Origin of the sequence: Nocardioides sp. GCM10028917 (genome assembly GCF_042666175.1) — a bacterium.
Classification (GTDB): domain Bacteria; phylum Actinomycetota; class Actinomycetes; order Propionibacteriales; family Nocardioidaceae; genus Nocardioides.
Map to the genome: position 1 here is coordinate 111735 of NZ_JBHTFL010000007.1, position 14154 is coordinate 125888.

Consider the following 14154-nt stretch of genomic DNA (forward strand, 5'->3'; position numbering starts at 1 on the left):
TCGCGGTCGTCTCACAGCGCGGTGCGCCGCGCGGCCAGAGCTGTGGCCACCACGGCGATCGCGGTCGTCGTCAGCAGCGCACCGGTGGCGTTGCCGATGCCGAGCCAGGGCTCGCGGATCGCTTGGTTGGCCAGGGCGAGCGGAAGTCGGTCCGCGATCTCCCGCAACGCCTCCGACATCACCGCGGGCGGCGGCCCACCCACACCGAGCAGGAACGAGGGGAAGAAGAGCAGCAGCCCGATCGCCTGGGCGGCCCGCGCGGACGGGAGCAGCGTCCCGAGCAGGACGCCGATGCTGACGAACGCGACCGAGCCCACGACGATCCCAGCGGTGACGCGGACCGGGTCGTCCACATCCGGAACGCCGTAGACCGGGGCGGCGACAGCGAGGAGCAGGAGGCCCGCGATTGCGATCGCGGACAGCCCGATCGCGAGCTGAGCGACGGCGAAGGACCATCGCGGGAATCCCGAGGCGGCGAACCGGCGCAGCACCCCGCGCTCGCGGTACGACGCGATGTGGACGGGCAACATGATCAGGCCGGTGGCGCCGATGACGACGGTGAAGTAGGACGCGACGTACCAGTGGGATGGATTCACCGGGAACGCCTCGTCCGGTTCGGTCCCGAACGACCCACCGATGATCAGCATGGTCACGATCGGGAACACCAGGACGAACGTCAGGGTGAGCGGGTCCCGGCCGAGCAACCTGAGCTCGGTGGTCAGCAGTCGCCGGGTCGTCGACCGATAGCGGCGCCGTTGGGTCACCGTCTCGTCGGCGCCTGGCACTGCGGGAGGCGGGTGGTGGATGGTCGAGGTCATGATGCAGCTCCTGTGAGGTTCTGGTCGGTGGGCTGGTCGAGCAGGGTGAGGAGAGCGGCCTCGAGGTCTGGGATGTCGACGTGGAGGTCCGGCGGGATCGGGCGCTGCGAGGCGACGAGCCACGCGCCCACGTGAGCGATCACGCTGCGGGTGCCGCGGACGGTGACCTGATCGTTGCTGTGCGCGACGTTGGACGCGCCGGGCAGACGGTTGAGCTGCTGGAGCGACTCCGCGGTGGCAGCCACATCCTGGTGCGGCAGCGTGAACCGCACCGTTGCGTGGCCGGCGTGCCGGGCGACGAGCTCGGCAGGGGTCCCGTGGTCGAGCACCCGCCCGTCGCGCATCGCAACGACCCGGTCGCACAGGGCCTGGGCCTCGTCGAGCTCGTGGGTGACCAACAGCACCGTCGTGCCGTCGGCGTGCAGCTGGGAGATCGCCGACCAGACCTCGCGCCGGGCGGCCGGGTCGAGGCCCTGGGTGAGCTCGTCGAGGATCACCAGACGGGGCCGGTTGACCAGCGCCAGCACGAGGAACAGACGCTGCCGCTCGCCGCCGCTCAGCCCCGCGAACGGCGACCTGCGTCGCTGCGCCAACCCGAACCGCTCCAGCAGCAGGTCGCCGTCGATCGCCCGGCGACCGGAGAACAGGTCGACTGCCTCGGCGACCCGCAACCGGTCCGGCAGCCCGGAGCTCTGCAGCTGACTGCCGACGTGTTGCCGCACCCGGTCGGCGTCCCGGACCGGGTCCAGGCCCAGCACCCGGACCTCGCCCGAGTCCTGGCGCCGCAGCCCCTGGAGGATCTCGACCGTCGTGGTCTTGCCGGCACCGTTGGCGCCGATGAGACCGAGGACCTCGCCGTCATGGACGGTGAGGTCGAGGTGGTCGACGACCGTCCGGTCGTCGTAGGCCTTGGTGAGCCCGCGCACGGCGACGACAGGCTGGGCCGGGCTGGAGAGATGCTGGATGTCCATGGCCCCATTCGACCGCTGAGCGGTCCCGTCGCACATCGACCGGCGGTCAGAACCTCGCCTCCCCCCACGGGCAGAGTCCCAAGACCCTGGCGCTGCCGGCGGTCGCGATCACGCGTTCGTTCAGCCCCGGCCTGGCCGCCGGTGTCACACATCGGGGTCGACCGGCGTCTTGATGTCCTACCCACCGCATGAGGAGGACGACATGACTGGAACGACCCGCATCCCCGCTGCCGAGATCACGGGCTTCAAGGGTTGGCTCATCAAGCGCTTCGCCCGCAGGACGCTGGGCACGGTGCCCACGTCGATCGGCGTCTACTGGCACCACCAGCAGGTGCTGATGGACATGGCGTCCGTCGGCAAAAAGGTCCAGAAGTGGGACCGGTGCGACGAGCAGCTCAAGTCGTTCGCGCACATGGTCGTGGCCTCGCGCGTCGGCTGCACCTGGTGCCTCGACTTCAACTACTTCGAGGCCCACAACAAGGACCTCGACATGGAGAAGGCCCGCGAGGTCCCGCGCTGGCGCGAGTCAGGGGTGTTCTCCCCGCTGGAGCGGGCCGTGCTCGAGTACGCCGAGGCGATGACCGAGACCCAGCCGACCGTGACCGACGACCTCGCCGAGTCGCTGCTGTCGCAGCTGGGTGAGGCCGGGGTGCTCGAGCTGACCGCGGTGGTCGCGTTCGCCAACTTCACCACCCGCGCCAACGTCGCGCTCGGCATCGAGTCCGACGGCTTCGCCGATGCGTGCGGCCTGAAGCCGTTGGCCCAGCCGACCACACGGCCGGCCGCCGTAGGCTCGTGACCGTGACCGAGGACCCGTTCGTCGCGCACCGCGGACTGCTCTTCACCGTCGCCTACGAGATGCTCGGCTCGGCCGCCGAGGCGGAGGACGTCGTGCAGGAGTCGTGGATCCGCTGGGACGCGATCGGCGACGATGCCCGCGCAGAGGTGCGCGACCCCCGCGCGTTCCTGGTCCGGATGGTCACCCGCAAGGCTCTCGACCAGCTCCGCGCCAGCGCGCGACGGCGCGAGCAGTACGTCGGCGAGTGGCTGCCCGAGCCGCTGCTGACGGCCCCTGACGTAGCCAACGACGTCGAGCTGGCGGAGAGCGTCTCGTACGCGATGCTCACCGTGCTGGAGACGCTGACGCCGGTCGAGCGAGCGGTGTTCGTGCTGCGTGAGGTCTTCGACCTGCCGTACGTCGAGATCGCGGCGGCCGTTGACAAGTCCCAGGCCGCGGTGCGGCAGATCGGTCACCGCGCCCGCGAGCACGTCGCATCCCGCCGGCCGCGGGTCGCAGTCCACCGCAGCGAGCAGCAGCAGGTCGTCGAGCGGTTCCTCGCCGCCGTCACCCACGGTGACCTCCAAGGCCTCCTCGACGCCCTGGCCCCTGACGTCGTGCTGGTCGCCGACGGCGGAGGCATCGCCCAGGCGACGCTCAAGCCTGTCGTCGGCGCGAAGAAGGTCGCCAACCTGCTCCGTACCTTCGAGAAGTTCGGCGCCGGCGCCCGCATCGTCCCCGTTACCCTCAACGGCTCACCCGGCGCCAAGATCGTCGACGTCGTCGACGGCTACGACACCGCCATCAGCCTCGTCGTCGAGAACGGCCGCGTGTCCCAGATCTACGCGATCCGCAATCCGGCCAAGCTCGGCGGCATCGACACCGAGGCCACGCTCAGCCTGTGACCCGAGAGCGGTGGAGATGGCAAGAACCCGCAGGTCAGGTCGACCTGCGGGTTCTTCGTTGTGCTGTGGAGCTGAGGGGATTCGAACCCCTGACCTTCTCAACCAGTTTGGGCGGTCCAAGCGTGGCCCCGACGAGGCCCGACCTTTCGAAGGTACTCGGCGAAACACCCGCTGACCTGGGCAGATGTCCTGGATCGGGAACGGTTGCGCCGTTGAGTCTAGGCGACGATTCGGCCTGTCTGGGAGGTGCTCGATCGACCTCGGCGTGCTCAACTGCCGAGTTTCCGCCGAGTAGTCACCGGGAGGTCCCCCTCAACTCGACTGCCGGCGCAACTACTTGACCGCTTCGCAGCGACGGGACGGGTCAGCCCGCCGGAGTGGTGTCCGAGCTTGATCCTCGGTTCGGGTCGTGTCGGTCAGACCGGGAGGGCCCTAGCGACGCACGGTGGAGTCGCGTGGCCGAAGAGCTCGAGCGCACCCGTCCACGAGTCCGCTGCCCCATTCGGCGGATGCACGATGAAGGCGCCGATAGGCGGCGTTAAGACGCGGGCAGGGATGCTAGCGGTGGCGACACCTGGCCTTGCAGCTGAACTACTCCGGCGGTGCGCTCCCGTGACGGTGGGCGACCTTCCACGTCCCGTCCTCGCGCCGGTAGATCTGTGTCGCACGAAGGGTGTAGGTCCGAGGGACTCCGTCGACAGACGCCGAGGTGTGCTCGAGCCCCACCGTATACGCGGTGTCCCCGAGCACCTCGGCCTCCAAGAGCTCGAAGTCGTACGAAGTGCACTCAGAGAAGCTGTGGGCGAGTCGGTCGAAAAGCTCGTTCAGTTCCTGCTGACCGATGGCATTCTTCCAAGCACCCAACACAGTCACCGGTTCGTTCCGCGACCAGATGGCCCGGCGTGGGCCCGAGTCGCCATTGTGAACCGCGACCTCCGCGTCTCGCAGGACGGACTGCACCCACGCCACGAACTCATCGCGTTCGGTCATGGACGCAGGATCCCACCGGGCCGCCATCCCCGCCAGGCAACGGGGTGTCGGCCTGCGGGGAGCCGTGGCACCTGCCGTTATGCACGTGGCCCGGTAAGCGCCGCCTGGCACATGAGCGACTCCGAAGCTGCTGCCCAGCGGCCACCTGCCGGCGCCGCGGGATTGGGGGTCGCCAGCTGCGTCACAAGTTGGCGCAGGCGACGTCTCCTATTCAAGGACACCGCGGGTGAAGGAACGGGTAATGACTGTGCAGATCATTGAAGTGACCCGGCACAAGACGGAGAGCGTCTTCGACGCCGACTTCTGGCTGGACTGCGAGCGCGAGGCCGATCTCATCCTCCATGCCATCACCGGCGTCGCCGGCGAGTAGTTCGGCCGCCCCTTAACCGCGCCAGCACAGTCGGTCGGACCGCGACGGCCGTCGCGAGCGGCGCGGCGACTGCGGCCAGAAGGGCCCATTGGACGTTTCGCTGTGTGGCGGGCGTCGTCGTACCGGCCGTTGCCGCGCATGCTGAGACGGTGACGGTCCGCGACGCTGTGGAGTGGCGCGGCGACCAGGGCTGCGACCGCGATGCGTGCGCGAATCACATGGGTTGTGCGACTCATCCGGGCCGCCCGACGCGAGAGGTCATGAGCGGACGATAGACAACCGGCCCGGAGAAGCATGCAAGATTCAACGATTCCGCTGCGGTCCCCGAGCTCACGCGGGGCCGCACACGGATCTCGGCAGATCCGCGCACCATCAGCGGCAGATCAGTGCGTTCTCGGTCGAACGTGGTCAGACTTCCTGGGGTGACTGTTCTGGAGTTCTGGCCCGACTACGGACCCGGCCCGCTGTGGACCGACGACGGCAGGCCTGTCGACCTCTCGTCGCTTGGCCTGAGCGGTGATCTCGTGGAGAGGGTCGCGGCCTGGAATTCGGCGTATGAGGAGACCAAGGTGCCTATCGAGGGGACGGGCGACGACGCTTGGCTGAGCGAAGGGAAGCGACTACTTGGTGCGATCCGGGACGCGGTCGGCCGCGAGTACCGAGTCGTCGTCACCGAGCCGTGGTGGGGCGAGGAGCCCACCTGAGGTGCGACCGCCCATCGGCAGATCCGCGCGCTTGATCGCCAGAGATCTGGGCACCTCAATCGCCTGTCTCGCGGGAATTCCGGGCGGCCTGCTGCGCTCGCATGATTGCCTGATCCCTCCAGTTGAGAAGGAAGGCGCCGCTCACAAGCCCGGAGATGGCGCAGGCGCCCAGTGCGATTCTCACCGCGCTGGCCAGCGCCTGGTCGATCGCGCTCGACGCCGTCTTGTCGAGGTACATCGCAATGGCAGCGAAGTAGAGAGTGAGCGCACACAGCACGAGGGTGGCCACCCCCGTCAGACGCACCGCGCTGGGCGACTCACGTCGCTCGCGGCCCAAGGGCTCTGGCTGCATGGTCGCTTCGCGCTCATCCTTCTGCACGGCGGTACCGTCTCACGCGGTGTTGTCATCCACTCGCACATCGGCAGATCCGCGCACCCATCGCGGCAGATTCGGGCGAGCGTAGCCGCCCTCAACGCGGCATGTGCGTGCGTTTCGGCGCGATGCTCGGCCCCGGTCGGTACGGTCTGCGGGTGGCCACTTGGGACGCCGACGCCGAGACAACGCACCCGGTTGACTTCCGTCTCGTGCGCGACACGTTCGTCATCATGTTCTGGCAATCGTCACTGCTCGACGAGACGGTCGGTTGGCTCCAGTCGCACGCTTACCACGGCGCACATGATCCGGCCGGCGTGCACAGCACGAACGGGTGCGCTAGTCGCTCGTGACGGCTCTTGTCGCCTCATCCGGCCCGAGCAACACAGGTCAGGCCTAGTTCCACGCATCCATCTCGACAGTGCACTGGCGCATGTCGCAGGGCGGCAGCGGACGGGTCGAGAAGCGGGGCCGAGCTCGCCTTCCTCGACGCGGTCAGTTCACAGAGAACTGGCCAGCCGTCGCAGCTGGGCTGCGGCGTCTCGCTGGACGGGCGGGCCGTGGCCGAAAAGAATGACCTGGGGCTCCAGAGCGGCAAGTTTGCGAACCGACTCTTCGGCTGTCCTCAGGCTATTGGAGAACTCCGACATCGGGCCTTGCAGCCCGTTCATGGTGTTGGAGATAGCGTCCCCGGCGATGAGCACCCGCGAATCTGTATCAATGACGGCGATGTGGCCGGGGGTGTGGCCGGGGGTCTCGACCAACTGCAACCCAAAGACTTCCTCGCCGTCGGTGACCGGGCGGACCTGTCGCCCCGAGAAGTCCTGGATGTGTCTCAGATCTGCCGCGCCCGCGTAGATGGTCGCGTCCGGCGCCCGAGAACTGACCTCTATAAGGCCATCGTGATGGTCCCAGTGAGCGTGGGTGATCAGGACGTGCCGCACGTGACCCCATCCAGTACCTGCGGCTCCAAGTACCGCTTCGAGTTCGTCCAGGCGACTACCGAGGCCGCAATCGACCAACGCGGCCTCGCGGCCGCGCACGAGCACGTAGGCCGACACATAGGCGAAGTCGACTCGCCACCAGTCCAACCCGGCGGCAGAGCCGCTACGGTCCGGGCCGCTGGGTACATCCGTGTCGTCGTCGCCATCGGCGTTGCAAGCCGCCGCGAGCCCCAGCAACGCAAACCCGATGACGCCCCTGCTTGCCTGCACAAGGAACCACCGCCGCCCCCGCACGCTCGTCGCGGTCACTGTCATTCCCCGAGCGTGCGACGACTGCGGACGGCGGTCAAGGCTCTCGATGTACCCGGCCAGGACGTCAGTAGCGGCGAGCCTGGCTGTCCTGGCCGGATCGGGCGACTTCGACCTGGATTTGCTTGAGAGCCGCACGCTCGACGGTCGTACGCAGGAGCTTCACCATGGCGGCTTGCGCGGGGGGAAGATGGAACGTTCCCACCCTCTGATGACGATTAGAGGTTGAGGGCGACAAGTGCTCACGGTGATGGGACACGATCATGGTCGATGCAGCGAGGTCCGGTGGGGATCCGGCGCCGGACGATGCCGGTTTCCGCGAGTGGATGATCGTTCGGTCCTCGACCCTGCGACGCAAGGCGTTCTTCCTGTGTGGGGACTGGTCGTCAGCTGACGACCTGGTGCAGGACGTCCTGGTCGCGATGTACCCGCGGTGGTCGCGGATCGTGCGCGGCGGGAATGTGGATGCGTACGCCAACCGAGTGCTGGTCGGAAAGGTCGTCGACGCACGGCGCCGGCCGTGGCGGCGCGAACGGTTCTTCAGCAACGTCCCAGACTTGGTCGACGTCACCAGCGAGCGCGCGATCGCCGCGGTCGACGAACGGGACGGGCCTCTGGTGTCGGCGCTGGCGGCACTCCCGGCCGGCCAACGCGCGGTCCTTGTCCTCAGGTTCACCGACGACCTCACCGTCGAGGGGATCGCCGACGTCATGGGGATCCCCGCTGGCACGGTGAAGAGCCGCCTCTCTCGCGGCACAGAGGCCCTGCGAGCCCATCTCGACGCATCCGGTGACCCGGCACGGCGATCGGCACATCCCGATCCGACCCCGACCCTCAGTCCCGTCACGGAGGACCGATCATGAGCGCAGACGTGCAGGAGCTGTTCGATCGAGCAGGTCGGAATGCACCCGCCCCAGCCCTGGACGCTGACGCCGTCCTGCGGCGTGCCCGGCACCACCACCGGCGCCGCATCACCGGCGTGGTGACAGCGACCATCGCCGCGACCGTGGTCCTGGGGGTCGGCCTGGCGGGTCAGGCCGACCGGCCCACGGCGCCAGATCCTGCGGCGCCCCTCCCGACCACGTCGGCACCGGGAAGCTTGGGCCGCCTCGCGTTCGAGCTCGACGGGGACATCTACGTGGCCGACCGGGACGGCGCGAACCGAGTCCGGATCACGGATACCGCCCGATCCGGCGCAGAAGAGGTGTGCGCAGGCTTCTGGGTCGACGGACCCGCCTGGTCGCCCGATGGGCGGCACCTCGCCTACCGAGGGGACAAGGACAGCGGTGACACGCGACCCAACGGTTGTTCCACGAGCACGACCGTCACCATCAGTGATCCATCGGGCCGCCGCATCGCATCCTTCCCCAGCTCCGGCTGGCGCATCGCGTGGTCGCCCGACTCCAGCCGCATTGCTACCTGGGTCGACCTCGAGGGCACGTTGGGGATCTGGGGGCTCGACGGGGTACGCCAAGCGCTGCTTACCGTGCCGCCAGAACTCTTGCCGAGCTGCGACTGCGACCCCGTGTGGTCACCCGATGGCACGTCCCTCCTGCTCCGCGGTGCGGAGATCCCCGTAGACGGCTCCACGCCGCGGCAGCTGTCGCCAGACGACCCGCGATCCCAGTCCCAGTTCGAATACTCGCCCAACGGAGCAGACATCGCGTACGTGCCTCCGGACGGGCTCTACGTCGCGGCGGCCGATGGGTCCCAGGCCCGCCATCTGGTCCCCCAAGATCCCGATGACGCCCTGTACTGGTGGTACGGCATCGAGTGGTCCCCGGCGGGCGACCAAATCGCCTTCGTGAACAAACCGGGCGGCGAGTCGCCCGACGGGAGCCATATGAACGAGCTCACCCTAGTAGACGTGGCGAGCGGGACCCTGGTCCCGCTGGCCGACATGGGTGGTGGCCTCTACGAGTACACCTCCAAGATCACGTTCTCCCCCGAGGGTGACCAGATCCTCTTCACGAGGATTGACGCCACGGGTGCGAAGTCCCTCTGGACGATCAAGACCGACGGCTCCGACCTCCGACGACTGGTCGACGGATCCGAGTGGGGCGAGTGGCAGACCCTCGGCTCGACGGGCTGAGTCACGGGCTCACGTGGCCCACCGCCCCAAGGGTCGGTGCCGCACGCGTTCACCGGGGCGGTCGAAGGCGCTGAAGATCTCCGCCGGTCTGGCAACGGTGCTACCGAACCCGTGTCCGTCTGGAGCCCCATCGGTAGGCGTCTACATTGTGTGACGTCGCCGTTCGAAGCTTCCAGTCACCGCCCCTACTGGGCGAAGTAAAGCGCCCGCTCATCGGCGGATCCGGTCGTTCGCACCCGCGCCGACAGGCGGCGGAATGACGCCCGCTCCTGAGGGCCGGTGACGGTAGCGACGATCGGCCGGTTAGGGCGCCCGTCAATTCTGGACAGCACTCGCGCGTGAGGGGGATGCTGGAGGTACGCCGCTCCAGTCGGGGAGGTCGCGTTTGGGTGCGTTGCCGAGACCTGATATCCCGCCGGGTCCTCAGCGGGATCTCGTGTCTGCGCTCCATGATCTTCATCATCGTGCTGGCTGGCCGAGCCTTAGGACGTTGGCCGGGAAGGCGGGCTGTAGCCACACGACAGTTTCGACGGTCTTCTCCTCGCCCAAATTGCCATCGTGGGGATTGCTGCAACTTGTCGTGGACGCGATGGGCGGCGATGTCGGTGAGTTCCACCGGCTGTGGCTATCGGCCACGGACGGAGACCAGGCCTCTGGGGCGGCCAGACAACTTGCGGGCCGTCGATTCGAGCTCGCCACGGTCCAGCGCCACTTCGATTCGGGTGTGGGGCTTTGCGTTGTGACGGGCGAGGCGGGCATGGGTAAGACGGCGCTTGTGGGCGCCGCGCGGGCCGCTACCGACGTCTTTGTGGCGCGGGGCGACGGGCTCCCGCTTTCGACTTCTGTGCCCCTACTACCGCTGGCGACGATGATGCGCGAGATTTGGGAGCACGACGAAGGACAATGGCTGTTGGACGCGCTGGCCCGTGAGCCGAGATACGTTGCCGATGCGCTGGCGACTCTGCTCCCTGAGGTTGAGGAATCCGACGCCGGCAGACAGGCAGCGGCGGATGGGGGGAGACACCGCATGTTCGCTGCTATCGGCCGCACGCTCACTGGGTTGTCAGGCCGGCATTCGTTAGCGCTATGGGTTGAGGACCTTCACTGGGCCGACATCGGGACGTTAGAGGTCCTGGAACACCTGCTCAGTCGTGGTGCGTCAGTCCCGGTGGTCGGCACCTACCGGTTGGACGATCCCGATGTCCCACCGCTGGTGGCGCAGTGGTTCGATCGGGTTCAGCGACTGCCGTCCACGCGAACACTCGAGCTGGGGCCGCTCACCCAGGCCGAGACGGCGGAGCAGCTCGTTCTACTGGGCGAGTCCGGGGCTGGCGCGAGCGTCGAACGAATCTTCTCCCGCAGTCAGGGTTTACCGCTCTTCACCGAGCAGCTTGCCGTGCACGCCGTCAACGATCAGCCGCTTCCTCGTCTGCTAGCTGATGTGTTGGACAGGCGGTTAGAAGGCCTCCAGCCCGGCGCGTACGCCGTTGTCCGCACGCTAGGTGTCGCAGACAGGCCGGTGCTCGCACGCGTCTTGGGGAAGGTGACTGGGGTGAAGGGGGACGCCTTGAGTGCGGTGGCCCGCGATCTCGACGATCGGCACTTGCTCGCAGATCCCTCCGGCAGTCCGGAGCTGCAGCTTCGCCACCCTCTTCTGGCTGAGGCGGTCCGACGGCGGCTTCGTGGCACGGAGCAGGCCGACACGCACCGCCGCCTCGCCGAGTCACTGGGAGAGGAGGTCGACGTCGAGCCTGCCGAGATCGCCGCGCACTGGCAGCTGGCTGGAGTACCCGAGCGGGAGCTCGTCTGGCGGGTACGTGCCGCTGAGGAATCCGCAGCACGCTATGACGCTCATCAAGAAGCCGAACACTGGCTGAGGGTGCTGGCGCTCTGCAACCGCGACCCCTCCGCATCGGCGCAGTTGAAGATTCGCGCGACTCTCGCCGCGATGGATGCGCTTAAAGCCTCATTGCAGTTCGATCGGGCAGCTGCGCTAAGCGCAGAGACGATGCAACAACTAGAAGTGCTCGAGCCTGTGAACCAAGCGGAGGTGCTTCTGCGCGCCGCGGCATTCCGACCACTCGAGATCGGGGATCCGCAAGTCGGCCTTGATTACATCGAGAGGGCACTTCACATTTACGCGCGGGAACCGGCATCAGCTGGACACGTGTCCGCGCTCGAACGGAAAGCAATCCTTCTCGAGGCGAGCGGCCTCTATACGCAGGCGCGTGCCGCAACTGATCGGGCGCTGGAGGTGGCTGCCGAGCTCGGTACAGGCACCGCCTCCACTCGACTCATGGGGAGGCGGGCTTGGTACGAGGCAGTGGTCGGCTCAGTCCCAACAGCGATCGCTGACGTCCAGCAGGCGACGTTGCTGGCCGCAGAACATCACGACCCCGTGGGGGACATCTGGTTAGCCGACGTCCAGACCGAGATACTGCTACGCCACGGCGCTCCGGCATCGTCCGTCATCGAGGCGGGCCGCCCAGGCATCGACGCGGCCCGCGCCGCCGGCATCGAGAACTTCTCATACCTGTCACTGCTGGCCAATGTCTCCACGGCGCTATTGCGAGCCGGGTTGGTCAACGATGCCGCCGAACTCATCGCTCCTCTCACCGAAGGCGCCTTCGATCCAGACTTCGGCGTCCTTCACTTGGTGCGTTCAGGCCTCGACCTAGTCCGCGGCCACCTGGCCGAGGCCGCCGCCCATGTCTCCCCAGCCCTTGACTCGCCCACCTACGCGGTGGACAACCGGGTTGTGGTGGCGTCCATAGCCGCAGAGGTTGACTTGTGGTCGGGCCGCTCCGCCACGGCACTCGACCGACTGTTGCCTGCCACCCGATCCGCTGCTGCCACCGAGGCCGCCTCACTCACGGGAGAAGCTCTCAGACTGATTGCTCGTGCCGAGGCCGATGCCGCCGTCCCCGGTCGACCACACTCAGAGGCCAGACGTCGGCTCGCCGTGCTCCGGGAGCAAGCACACTCCGATCCGTTCGATAGCACCAGATGGCTCCACGCGCGCGCGCAAGAAGCAACCTGGCACGCAGAGATGAGCCGGCTCACCACGCACCCTGCAATCGAGCCTTGGACGGCAGCGGCTAACGAGTGGGACGCCCTACAACGCCCGTTCGACGCCGCCTACTGCCGCTGGCGCGCAGGGCAGGCCGCGCTGACCAGCAGCCAAGGCTCGATTGCACACCGCCTACTCACAAGGGCCGCGCGCGATGCCCGCGAGCACGTCCCGCTCTCGGCGCGCATCGCCCGAACCTCCCGTGACGCCGGGTCGCCGATGCACACAGAGATGTCGAGGTCAGCAGACAAGGACGCGTAATGGCTAGGGACGCAGGACACCGGCACGCGGCGATATGACGCATGCGGTCACCGCTCCTTCAAGGCCCCGCGCTCCCACCAGTCGATCGCCGGGTCCTCCCGTATGTACCGTGCGACCACCTCGACGTTGCCTGTGTTGCAGTAGTTCCAGAGCTCTTTCGCGGCTCGGGAGTATTGGAACAGCACGCGGTCCATGTCGAATGGGTCGAGATCACCGTCGCGGAATTGATCGATCGCGCCGGCGACGTGTGCGACGAGGTCGGCAAGCTTTGCCTCGTGGTAGGCGGCCACTTGTTGGCGTGCTTCTCGACGCGCTGCCTTCTCGGACACTTGCGCAGGATAGTTCGAGATCTTTCGTACTCATCGCGGCAGATGAGTGCGCACTGCGTCCGCGCCGAACCCCGGGTGTCTGCCACGCTGGCACCGTGGAGGTCATCGTGCGGGCGTGGAAGAACGACGGGGAGTACCTCGGTCTACGTGCCGTGCTGGACCTGATCCAAGCCAACGACTGGACATGGCGGTTGGAGGAGTTCCACGGCACCACAGTGCCAAGCGCAGGGGTCAACCCCGTCGATCTTGAGAACCGCCTGGACGGCGGCGAGTCGGTGTCTTTCGCATGGGAGGAGTTGCTGACCTTCGCGGAGCAGGTGGACCAGTTGATCGACGGGCGCATCGCGGCCCTTATGCCCGAACAAGCCGAGCCGGTGTTGGTCCTCGAAGCCCTCGACAGCACCTATTGGAGGTTCGCCGCACTCGATCGCCACGCACCCGCTGCGGCGGTACTCGACCGCGTCGCAGCGCTGAGCGACTGACCGCTTCATCGGCAGCTCCGCGCGCTCATCGCGGCATGAGCGGATGCTTTGTGTGTCTACTTGGGCTGATGCAGACGTACGGCTCGGTACTCCCACGCCGCCGAGTTGAGAGCACAGGCGGCGGCGTACTGCTCGGCTTCCGTCTCGGTGGCGAACCTGAACGCTTGGTTCTCGCGACCCCACTCCTGACCTCGGCGTTCGCCTTCGTCGCCACACCAGAACAGCACTTGGCCGTCGTTCAGGCGCACCGAAACGGCCCACTCGTTGACACGGTCGGCACGCTTCGACTGACCCTTCTTGCCCACTTCACAAGCATGGCAGCGATGACAGTCCACCGACCGCTCATCGGTGCGATGACCGCCTGAACCCGCAGGCATGTCCGTACGTTCTGTGCAGTCCGCCCTCACCCTCTACTGGGCAACTCGACGGGGGTCCTCGGCCGTGCGGGACTGCCCGGCGGTCATGCGAGGTGTCTAGCCCGCCGGACCTACATCTCTAGGCGCGAGGCGACGTCACGCGCACACTCGACTCATGCGTGCGAGACAGCGACGCGGCCGCCAACGAACCGGTAGCACGCTCCTGGTCCTCGCGGCCCTCTTCGTGTGGTCGGCCGGCGACGCGGCGAAGGCTTCCTCGAAGGCCGAGACGCGAGCCGTGGCGGCGGCCGGGGCTGTGCATGCAGCACACGCTTCGACCTCTGCGGTCCGTCGAGCATGCCGCACCCAACCATCGAGCGCGTGGACCATCGACGAGCGCAA

At 67.5% G+C, this 14154-nt stretch carries 16 protein-coding genes; 9 read left to right on the forward strand and 7 right to left on the reverse strand.

Going from position 1 to position 14154, the window contains the following annotated elements:
• Positions 1-11 precede the first annotated feature (11 nt).
• Together ACFQW6_RS09935 and ACFQW6_RS09940 are read right to left on the reverse strand one after the other, a co-directional pair.
• Positions 12-818 (reverse strand): ABC transporter permease, encoded by an 807-nt coding sequence (locus tag ACFQW6_RS09935; protein WP_378543964.1) that lies wholly within the window; start codon positions 816-818, stop codon positions 12-14.
• Entirely contained in the window at positions 815-1789 is a 975-nt protein-coding gene (locus ACFQW6_RS09940; protein WP_378543967.1) for an ABC transporter ATP-binding protein, read from the reverse strand. Before ACFQW6_RS09940 ends, ACFQW6_RS09935 begins: the two co-directional genes overlap by 4 nt.
• Before the next feature lie 202 nt (positions 1790-1991).
• On the opposite strand from ACFQW6_RS09940, the gene ACFQW6_RS09945 reads away from it, so the two are divergent.
• The gene (locus ACFQW6_RS09945; protein ID WP_378543971.1) at positions 1992-2588 is read left to right on the forward strand and encodes a carboxymuconolactone decarboxylase family protein; all 597 of its coding nucleotides are present in this window, start codon (positions 1992-1994) and stop codon (positions 2586-2588) included.
• A gap of 2 nt (positions 2589-2590) precedes the next feature.
• Entirely contained in the window at positions 2591-3472 is an 882-nt protein-coding gene (locus tag ACFQW6_RS09950; protein WP_378543974.1) for an RNA polymerase sigma-70 factor, read from the forward strand.
• Positions 3473-4063: 591 nt separating this feature from the next.
• Here ACFQW6_RS09950 and ACFQW6_RS09955 read toward each other — a convergent pair.
• A complete protein-coding gene (locus ACFQW6_RS09955) occupies positions 4064-4462 on the reverse strand; it encodes a nuclear transport factor 2 family protein (RefSeq protein ID WP_378543977.1) in 399 nt (132 codons plus the stop codon).
• A gap of 241 nt (positions 4463-4703) precedes the next feature.
• Here ACFQW6_RS09955 and ACFQW6_RS09960 point away from each other — a divergent pair, with 241 nt between their 5' ends.
• Together ACFQW6_RS09960 and ACFQW6_RS09965 are read left to right on the forward strand one after the other, a co-directional pair.
• Positions 4704-4832 (forward strand): hypothetical protein, encoded by a 129-nt coding sequence (locus ACFQW6_RS09960; protein ID WP_378543980.1) that lies wholly within the window; start codon positions 4704-4706, stop codon positions 4830-4832.
• Positions 4833-5254: 422 nt separating this feature from the next.
• Positions 5255-5536, forward strand: coding sequence for a hypothetical protein (locus ACFQW6_RS09965; protein ID WP_378543983.1), 282 nt, complete (start codon positions 5255-5257; stop codon positions 5534-5536).
• A gap of 55 nt (positions 5537-5591) precedes the next feature.
• On the opposite strand, the gene ACFQW6_RS09970 is transcribed toward ACFQW6_RS09965, so the two are convergent.
• Positions 5592-5915 carry a hypothetical protein gene (locus ACFQW6_RS09970; protein ID WP_378543986.1) on the reverse strand — a complete coding sequence of 108 codons (324 nt, stop codon included), beginning with the start codon at positions 5913-5915 and terminating at the stop codon, positions 5592-5594.
• 152 nt (positions 5916-6067) lie between these two features.
• On the opposite strand from ACFQW6_RS09970, the gene ACFQW6_RS09975 reads away from it, so the two are divergent.
• Positions 6068-6262, forward strand: coding sequence for a hypothetical protein (locus tag ACFQW6_RS09975; RefSeq protein ID WP_378543989.1), 195 nt, complete (start codon positions 6068-6070; stop codon positions 6260-6262).
• 147 nt (positions 6263-6409) lie between these two features.
• Here ACFQW6_RS09975 and ACFQW6_RS09980 read toward each other — a convergent pair whose 3' ends face one another.
• Positions 6410-7168 (reverse strand): MBL fold metallo-hydrolase, encoded by a 759-nt coding sequence (locus ACFQW6_RS09980; RefSeq protein ID WP_378543992.1) that lies wholly within the window; start codon positions 7166-7168, stop codon positions 6410-6412.
• Positions 7169-7488: 320 nt separating this feature from the next.
• On the opposite strand from ACFQW6_RS09980, the gene ACFQW6_RS09985 reads away from it, so the two are divergent.
• From ACFQW6_RS09985 to ACFQW6_RS09995, 3 genes are all read left to right on the forward strand, one after another.
• The gene (locus ACFQW6_RS09985) at positions 7489-8025 is read left to right on the forward strand and encodes a sigma-70 family RNA polymerase sigma factor (protein WP_378543995.1); all 537 of its coding nucleotides are present in this window, start codon (positions 7489-7491) and stop codon (positions 8023-8025) included.
• The gene (locus ACFQW6_RS09990) at positions 8022-9254 is read left to right on the forward strand and encodes a hypothetical protein (RefSeq protein ID WP_378543998.1); all 1233 of its coding nucleotides are present in this window, start codon (positions 8022-8024) and stop codon (positions 9252-9254) included. Before ACFQW6_RS09985 ends, ACFQW6_RS09990 begins: the two co-directional genes overlap by 4 nt.
• A 589-nt stretch (positions 9255-9843) precedes the next feature.
• Positions 9844-12585 (forward strand): ATP-binding protein, encoded by a 2742-nt coding sequence (locus ACFQW6_RS09995; RefSeq protein WP_378547518.1) that lies wholly within the window; start codon positions 9844-9846, stop codon positions 12583-12585.
• Positions 12586-12632: 47 nt separating this feature from the next.
• Here the strand turns inward: ACFQW6_RS09995 and ACFQW6_RS10000 are convergent, their stop codons facing one another.
• Positions 12633-12914 carry a hypothetical protein gene (locus ACFQW6_RS10000; protein WP_378544001.1) on the reverse strand — a complete coding sequence of 94 codons (282 nt, stop codon included), beginning with the start codon at positions 12912-12914 and terminating at the stop codon, positions 12633-12635.
• A gap of 95 nt (positions 12915-13009) precedes the next feature.
• Between ACFQW6_RS10000 and ACFQW6_RS10005 the strand changes: the two genes are divergently transcribed.
• On the forward strand, positions 13010-13396 hold the full coding sequence (locus ACFQW6_RS10005) for a hypothetical protein (protein WP_378544004.1): 387 nt from the start codon (positions 13010-13012) through the stop codon (positions 13394-13396).
• A 56-nt stretch (positions 13397-13452) separates the two neighbouring features.
• On the opposite strand, the gene ACFQW6_RS10010 is transcribed toward ACFQW6_RS10005, so the two are convergent.
• Positions 13453-13701, reverse strand: coding sequence for a hypothetical protein (locus tag ACFQW6_RS10010; RefSeq protein ID WP_378544006.1), 249 nt, complete (start codon positions 13699-13701; stop codon positions 13453-13455).
• Between the last annotated feature and the right edge of the window lie 453 nt (positions 13702-14154).

Excerpts from the sequence above, each read along its gene's own strand:
- ACFQW6_RS09990 (WP_378543998.1), top strand. The coding sequence starts at position 8,022 with ATGAGCGCAGACGTGCAGGAGCTGTTCGATCGAGCAGGTCGGAATGCA.
- ACFQW6_RS09935 (WP_378543964.1), bottom strand. The coding sequence starts at position 818 with ATGACCTCGACCATCCACCACCCGCCTCCCGCAGTGCCAGGCGCCGAC.
- ACFQW6_RS09955 (WP_378543977.1), bottom strand. The coding sequence starts at position 4,462 with ATGACCGAACGCGATGAGTTCGTGGCGTGGGTGCAGTCCGTCCTGCGA.
- ACFQW6_RS09980 (WP_378543992.1), bottom strand. The coding sequence starts at position 7,168 with ATGACAGTGACCGCGACGAGCGTGCGGGGGCGGCGGTGGTTCCTTGTG.
- ACFQW6_RS09995 (WP_378547518.1), top strand. The coding sequence starts at position 9,844 with ATGGGCGGCGATGTCGGTGAGTTCCACCGGCTGTGGCTATCGGCCACG.
- ACFQW6_RS09985 (WP_378543995.1), top strand. The coding sequence starts at position 7,489 with ATGATCGTTCGGTCCTCGACCCTGCGACGCAAGGCGTTCTTCCTGTGT.
- ACFQW6_RS09960 (WP_378543980.1), top strand. The coding sequence starts at position 4,704 with ATGACTGTGCAGATCATTGAAGTGACCCGGCACAAGACGGAGAGCGTC.
- ACFQW6_RS09940 (WP_378543967.1), bottom strand. The coding sequence starts at position 1,789 with ATGGACATCCAGCATCTCTCCAGCCCGGCCCAGCCTGTCGTCGCCGTG.
- ACFQW6_RS09945 (WP_378543971.1), top strand. The coding sequence starts at position 1,992 with ATGACTGGAACGACCCGCATCCCCGCTGCCGAGATCACGGGCTTCAAG.